The sequence below is a fragment of the Mycobacterium sp. MUNTM1 genome, assembly GCF_054660795.1.
Window position 1 is genome coordinate 1 of record NZ_BAAGDE010000109.1, and the last position, 6,089, is coordinate 6,089.

A 6,089-nucleotide genomic window follows, 5' to 3' on the forward strand; every position below is an offset into this window, starting at 1 on the left:
ACCCGACCCCCGCCCGACGTCCCACCGTGTGCCGGGCCCTTCGGCGAGCGCGCCGACTGGTGGTGGTACGACCCCTTGCAACCCCCACCAACAACCAATTAGGTAGCTCACCAGCACCGGATCAAAACCCAACCGGGTTGGGGTAGCAAGGAATGCGTTCCCGATACCCTTGTCCAAAACCCTTGCAGATCAACGCTTTACGCGTCAACCGCCCGGCGTCAGGACCTGTCCGAAAGCCTTTGGCGCAGGCGACGATTGACCGGTTCAGGCAGCAGTTCGGACACGTCACCGCCGAGCATCGCAACCTCTTTGGCCAGCGACGACGACACGAACGAATAGCGCGGGGCGGTCGCGACGAAAAAGGTGTCCACGCCGGCGACGTGCTTGTTCATCTGCGCCATCTGCAGCTCGTATTCGAAGTCGGTGCCGGTGCGCAGCCCCTTCACGATGGCGGTCATGCCGCGCGACCGGACGAAATCCACCACCAGACCCTGCCCGGCTTCCACCCGCAGGTTGGGCAGGTGCGTCGTCGATTCGTTGATCATCGCGATCCGCTCGTCGAGATCGAACATGCCCTTTTTGGCGGGGTTGGTCAGGATCGCCACCACCACCTGGTCGAACTGAGCCGACGCGCGCTCGAAGACATCGATGTGGCCCAGCGTCACCGGGTCGAACGACCCCGGGCACACCGCGCCGGTCATAGCGGCGCTCCGATGTGAAGGCGTGGTCTCCGTTCAGCGGCGATCATGACGCGCGCCGAGACGATGCAGAGCGAAGCGATGCTGAGGAGCGGCGCCATGACGAATGACGGTACACGCCCACCTCACTGACGCTCGGCCAGCTCCAGACGGGTGTCGCCGTACACCCGCTGCGGCCACGCCGACCACCCGGCCGGCCAATTCAGCGGCGCGCCGCCGGCCGCCCGCTCCACTACCGCGACGCTGCCCCCGCGCACCCAGCCGTGCGCGGCCAATGCGGCCAGCACGGCCTCGACCTCGGCGGCGTCGACGTCGTAGGGCGGGTCGGCCAGCACCAGATCGAACGTGGCCGCGGTCCCGGCTGCCAGCTCGGTCGCCACCGCTCCCCGGCGCAGCGTCGCGCCCGGCAGGCCGAGGGTTTCGATGTTGCGTGCGATGACGGATCCGCTGCGCGGGTCGGACTCCACGAAGAGCGCGGCGGCGGCGCCGCGCGACAGCGCCTCCAATCCCAGTGCGCCCGAGCCGGCGTAGAGGTCCAGCACGGCCAGCCCGGTCAGGTCCAGGCGTGCGGTCAAGATGTTGAAGAGCGACTCGCGGACCCGGTCGGTGGTGGGCCTGGTGCCGCGCGGCGGGACCGCGATGCGACGGCCCCCTGCGACTCCGCCGATGATCCGGGTCACGTGCGGCTACCTATAACAGCGTCGACCAGTAGTCCCAGAACCGCGCCATGATCAGCAGGAACACCGCGGTGAACCAGAGGGCAGCGATCGACCACCGCCACTGGAAGAGCACCCACGCCGGGCCGGCCTGGCGGTCTTGCAGCGCCGGGCGATAGGCGATCGAGGCGACCACCACCAGCAGCGAGATGGTGACCGCCCATACCACCATGCAGTACGGGCACAAGGCGTTGATCCGATACAGGCTCTGGAAGATCAGCCAGTGCACCAACACCGCACCGACCAGCAACCCGACCGTCAGGCCAACCCAATACCATTGCGGCAGAGCCACTTTCGTCAGCGCCAGCAGCCCGCTGACGACCACCACGGTGAAGGCCACCAGGCCCAGCAGCGGGTTGGGGAAGCCGAGCAGCGACGCCTGCGGCGTGATCATCACCGAACCGCAGGACAGGATCGGGTTGATATTGCAGGACGGCACGTACGACGGGTTGAGCAAAATGTCGATCTTCTCGACCGTCAGCGTCATCGACGCCACCAGGCCGATCACGCCGGCGATCAGCACCCACCAGGCGCTGAGCGCCGGCACTCGCGGCGCGCCCGACCTGGCCGTGGTCAAGTCGGCTGCTGCTGTGGACACCGCACCGGTCACATGGATGCCGGCGCGACCGCGCCGTCGATGCCCGGGATGTTGCCCACGATCTCTTTGATCTTGTTGACCAGCGCATCGGGTGTCGACGGGTCGTAGTCGCCACCGTTGATCTTGATGGTCGGCGTCGCGTTGATGTGCCCGGCCGCCGCCTCGCCGGTGACCTTGGACAGGTACTTGCCGCTGTTGATGCAGTCCGGCACCTTGCCCGCCGCCCCCGCCTCGCGGGCAAGTTCGATCAATCGCGCGTTGTCGGGGAAGGACTTGCCGGTTTCGCTGGGCTGGATGTCGGTGCTGAACAGCGCCGAGTGGAAGCGCCGGAACGCGTCCTGGGACTCGTCGGCAACGCACAACGCCGCGGCCCCCGCGCGCGACGAATAGTTCTGGTTCCGCGAGCTGTCGAGGATCGACACCATGTTGTAGTCGGCGGCGATGGCGCCGAGGTCGATCAGCCTGGACACCGTCGGGCCGAAGGTCCGCTCGAAGTTGCCGCACGCCGGGCACAGGAAGTCCTCGTAGAACGTCACCACGGCCTTGGGGTTGCTGCTGCCCGGCTGGGTGACCAGCTTGCTCGACGTCACCCGGACGGTGTCACCGGCGCCGGTGGGGCCGGTCTTCTTGTGGTGCGACGTCACGATGTAGAAGACGAGGGCGACCGCGAAGATCACCACGAATGCGGTGCCGCCGATTTGGACGAGCCGGCTCGACTTACCGCCGGAGGCCGACTTCATGTCGAATCGCGGGGGACGTTTGGGTTTGTCGGCCACTGGTTCCCTGATCTTTCGGTACGAGTTGTCGGTCTGCCCGGTTGCGGACAAAGCGATCGGACAAAGCGCCTCTAGATTACCGGCGCCGGCCGGTCAAGGAATCAGACCCGGCTCAGGTGTGCGCGCAGCGCCGAAATCAGCTCGCTGGTCGCGACCATGCTGTCGCCGCCCAGCTGGAACAGATTGGCGAAGCCGTGGGTCAGCGAACCCAGGTACCGCAGGTCCACCGCGACACCGGCGGCCCGCAGCGCCTCGGCGTAGCTCTCGCCCTCGTCGCGCAGCGGATCGAAGCCGGCGACCGCGATCAGCGCGGGAGCCAGCCCGGTCAGCGATTCGGCCAGCGCCGGGGAGACCCGCGGATCGGTGCGGTCCAGCTCCGAACGCCGCAGATACTGCGATTCGAACCAGTCGATGTCCCGCTTGGTCAGCAGGAAGCCGCGCGAGAACAGGGTCAGCGACCGGTTCTGCGCGGTGAAGTCGGTGCGCGGGTAGATCAGCCATTGCAGCATAGGCGCCGGGGCGCCCTCGTCGCGCGCCAGTTGGCTGACCACGGCGGCCAGGTTGCCGCCGGCGCTGTCGCCGCCGACCGCGACCCGCCCCGGCGTCGCGCCGAGCTCGCCGGCGTGCCGGTAGGCCCAGGTGAAGGCCGCGTAGGCGTCCTCGATGGCGGCCGGCGCCGGGTGCTCGGGGGCCAGCCGGTAGTCGATCGACAACACGTGGATGCCGGCGTCGCGGCAGGTCAGCCGGCACAGGGCGTCGTGGGTGTCCAGGTCGCCGATCGACCAGCCGCCGCCGTGATAGAAGACCAGCAGCGGCGCCTCCTCGCCGCCCGCCGGGCGGTAGTGGCGGGCCGGGATGTCGCCGGCCGGGCCGGGCAGCGACAGCTCGTCGACGTCGACGTGGATCTGCGGCCCGGGGAAGCCGACGGTCGACTCGCGCATCTGCGCGCGCGACGCCTGCGGGTCGTCGTCCACGACCAGCCCGTCGACGCCGACGGCGCGCAGGCCCGACAGCATCAGCTGCAACGTCGGATCCAGCGTGTTGCCGTCGATGATGACCGAACGGCCGCGGACCAGCCCTCGTCTGATGGCGGTCGGGATCCACGGGATGACCTTGGCCCCCACGCTGGTGACGGCACCCTGGATGCGACTGGCCAGCGGCACCGAGGGCCGGGCGGCCCCGAACTCGAGCTCCGGTGCGCCTGACAGAGGCCTGGTCATGGGCAACCCCCTTAAACAACACGTGCTGACGCTCGACGACGAACGGTTATTCGGCTACCGCTACCCATCGCCTCAAGGCTTGCCGGCCCCGGCGGCCACCAAACGGGCGGTCAGCGCCGCCGTCGTCGGTTACCGGTAAATCGACATCGCCGCCGCCCCCGCGTCGTACGCAAGACCGCCCGGGCGGCTGCCGATTCCGGTGTGCCGCGCGACTAACTGTACGGGGTGGCGTACTCGATGCAGAAGGCGCGGATAGACACCTGCCCAGGTGTTGATGAGGTTGCATTAACTGACTCGGTAATATCGTGATCCCCAAGTCGGTGAGCTGTCATCGGATTGCGAGCAACTTCGACGTGTTCGATATCGAACCGAGCGCCTCGAACTCGGCGCCGAACGGCGTTGATCTCTCGCTCGATGACGGAACCCGGCTCGGTGCACAATCTCGAACCTTCAATTTCACAGGCAGGTGAATGAATTGGCCGGCGAGTCGGGCTCCGCCTTACCCTCAATTGCTCTCAACGACGAAAACACGATCCCGGCCCTGGGCCTGGGCGTCGCGGAATTGTCGGATGACGAGACCGAACGCGCGGTGTCGGCGGCGCTCGAAATCGGCTGCCGGCTGATCGACACGGCCGCCGTCTACGGGAACGAAGAAGCCGTCGGGCGCGCGATCGCGGCCTCCGGCATTCCCCGCGCCGAGCTGTTCGTCACCACCAAGCTGGCCACCCCCGACCAGGGTTTCAAGGGTGCGATGGACGCGTGCAGCGCCAGCCTGGAGCGCCTCGGCCTGGACTACGTCGACCTCTACCTGATCCACTGGCCCGCCCCGTCGCTCGGGACGTACGTCAACTCCTTCGGCGGGCTGATCCAGTCGCGCGGGGATGGCCTTGCCCGCTCGATCGGCGTCTCCAACTTCACCGACGAGCACCTGACGACGGTCATCGACCTCACCTTCGTCACCCCGGCGGTCAACCAGATCGAGCTGCACCCGCTGCTCAACCAGGAAGCGCTGCGCAAGACCAACGCCGAGCACAACGTGCTCACCCAGTCCTACACGCCGCTGGCGCTGGGCAAGCTGAACGACAACGCGACGGTGAATTCCGTCGCCGGCGAATACGGCAAGACCGCCTCACAGGTGCTGCTGCGGTGGAACCTGCAGCTGGGCAACGCGGTCGTCTTCCGGTCGGCCAACGCCGAGCACATCGCCTCCAACTTGGACGTGTTCGACTTCGAGCTGGCCGACGAGCACATGGACGCGATCAACGGCCTCAACGACGGCACCCGGCTGCGCCCGGACCCGGAGACCTACACGGGCTCGTAGCCCGCTATCCCGTCGGGCAGGTCGTCGCGGCCTGCCGCAGCACCCCGGTCGACGCCTGGTCCACCGGCAGCGCGTAGCCACGCAGCACCGCGATGAACTGCATGGCGTACTGGCACGCGAACGCCGCGTTCGGCGGCATCCATTGCGCCGGCGGCGAATCGCCCTTGTCCTGATTGGCCTGCCCGTCGACGGCCAGCAGGTTGGCCGGGTCGTTGGCGAAACGCCGCCGCTCGGCGGCGGGCCAGCCGCTGGCGCCCATGTCCCAGGCGTAGGCGAGCGGGACGATGTGGTCGATCTGAACGGATTCGCCCACCTTGGGCCCACGCTGGAAGGCAATGGTCTTGTTGGTATACGGGTCGTGCAGCGTGCCGGTGGCCACCGCGTCCGGACACCGCTTGACCGACACATACGTCTTATCGACGAGATCGCGGTTGAGGATATCGTCGCGCGTGTCACATCCGTTGTGCCCCATCGGCGCATCGTTGTCGTCGTCCCAGGCGTCGCCGAACGCCGACCGCAGGTAGTCGTAGCGGTGCTGGCGCAGCGGCACGACGGCGATGCCCGCGAGCACGTCGGTGCCGGGCTGCACCGTCGGAACGTCAGCGCGCGCGGCGTATTCCGCCGAATGCCGGGCCGTCGAGGAGCCCACCGTCTGGTAGGCCACCAGCAGCGCGAGCGCCGCCGCCGCGGCCAGCCACAGCAGCACTTTGCGATTCACGATTTGTCCAGGTATTCGATGCGGTCGGTGTCGGTGAATCGC

8 protein-coding genes are annotated in these 6,089 nt (G+C 67.8%); 2 read left to right on the forward strand and 6 right to left on the reverse strand.

Features of this window, described 5'->3' with window-relative positions; translation table 11 throughout:
• Positions 1–218: 218 nt before the first annotated feature.
• The 5 genes from coaD to ACYQ8K_RS29645 all read right to left on the reverse strand — a co-directional run bounded on the left by coaD (position 219) and on the right by ACYQ8K_RS29645 (position 4,008).
• A complete protein-coding gene (gene coaD, locus ACYQ8K_RS29625; protein WP_459974883.1) occupies positions 219–701 on the reverse strand; it encodes a pantetheine-phosphate adenylyltransferase in 483 nt (160 codons plus the stop codon).
• Between the two features lie 122 nt (positions 702–823).
• Complete coding sequence (rsmD, locus tag ACYQ8K_RS29630) at positions 824–1,378, reverse strand: 16S rRNA (guanine(966)-N(2))-methyltransferase RsmD (RefSeq protein ID WP_459974885.1); 555 nt, start codon at positions 1,376–1,378, stop codon at positions 824–826.
• 10 nt (positions 1,379–1,388) lie between these two features.
• Positions 1,389–2,024 carry a vitamin K epoxide reductase family protein gene (locus tag ACYQ8K_RS29635; protein WP_459974887.1) on the reverse strand — a complete coding sequence of 212 codons (636 nt, stop codon included), beginning with the start codon at positions 2,022–2,024 and terminating at the stop codon, positions 1,389–1,391.
• Positions 2,021–2,788, reverse strand: coding sequence for a DsbA family protein (locus ACYQ8K_RS29640; RefSeq protein ID WP_459974889.1), 768 nt, complete (start codon positions 2,786–2,788; stop codon positions 2,021–2,023). Before ACYQ8K_RS29640 ends, ACYQ8K_RS29635 begins: the two co-directional genes overlap by 4 nt.
• A gap of 101 nt (positions 2,789–2,889) precedes the next feature.
• Complete coding sequence (locus tag ACYQ8K_RS29645; RefSeq protein WP_459974891.1) at positions 2,890–4,008, reverse strand: alpha/beta hydrolase; 1,119 nt, start codon at positions 4,006–4,008, stop codon at positions 2,890–2,892.
• Between ACYQ8K_RS29645 and ACYQ8K_RS29650 the strand changes: the two genes are divergently transcribed.
• Positions 4,007–4,147, forward strand: coding sequence for a hypothetical protein (locus ACYQ8K_RS29650; RefSeq protein ID WP_459974893.1), 141 nt, complete (start codon positions 4,007–4,009; stop codon positions 4,145–4,147). The genes ACYQ8K_RS29645 and ACYQ8K_RS29650 overlap by 2 nt on opposite strands.
• 336 nt (positions 4,148–4,483) lie before the next feature.
• Complete coding sequence (locus tag ACYQ8K_RS29655) at positions 4,484–5,329, forward strand: aldo/keto reductase (RefSeq protein WP_459974897.1); 846 nt, start codon at positions 4,484–4,486, stop codon at positions 5,327–5,329.
• 4 nt (positions 5,330–5,333) lie between these two features.
• Here the strand turns inward: ACYQ8K_RS29655 and ACYQ8K_RS29660 are convergent, their stop codons facing one another.
• The gene (locus ACYQ8K_RS29660) at positions 5,334–6,047 is read right to left on the reverse strand and encodes an HNH endonuclease family protein (protein WP_459974895.1); all 714 of its coding nucleotides are present in this window, start codon (positions 6,045–6,047) and stop codon (positions 5,334–5,336) included.
• Between the last annotated feature and the right edge of the window lie 42 nt (positions 6,048–6,089).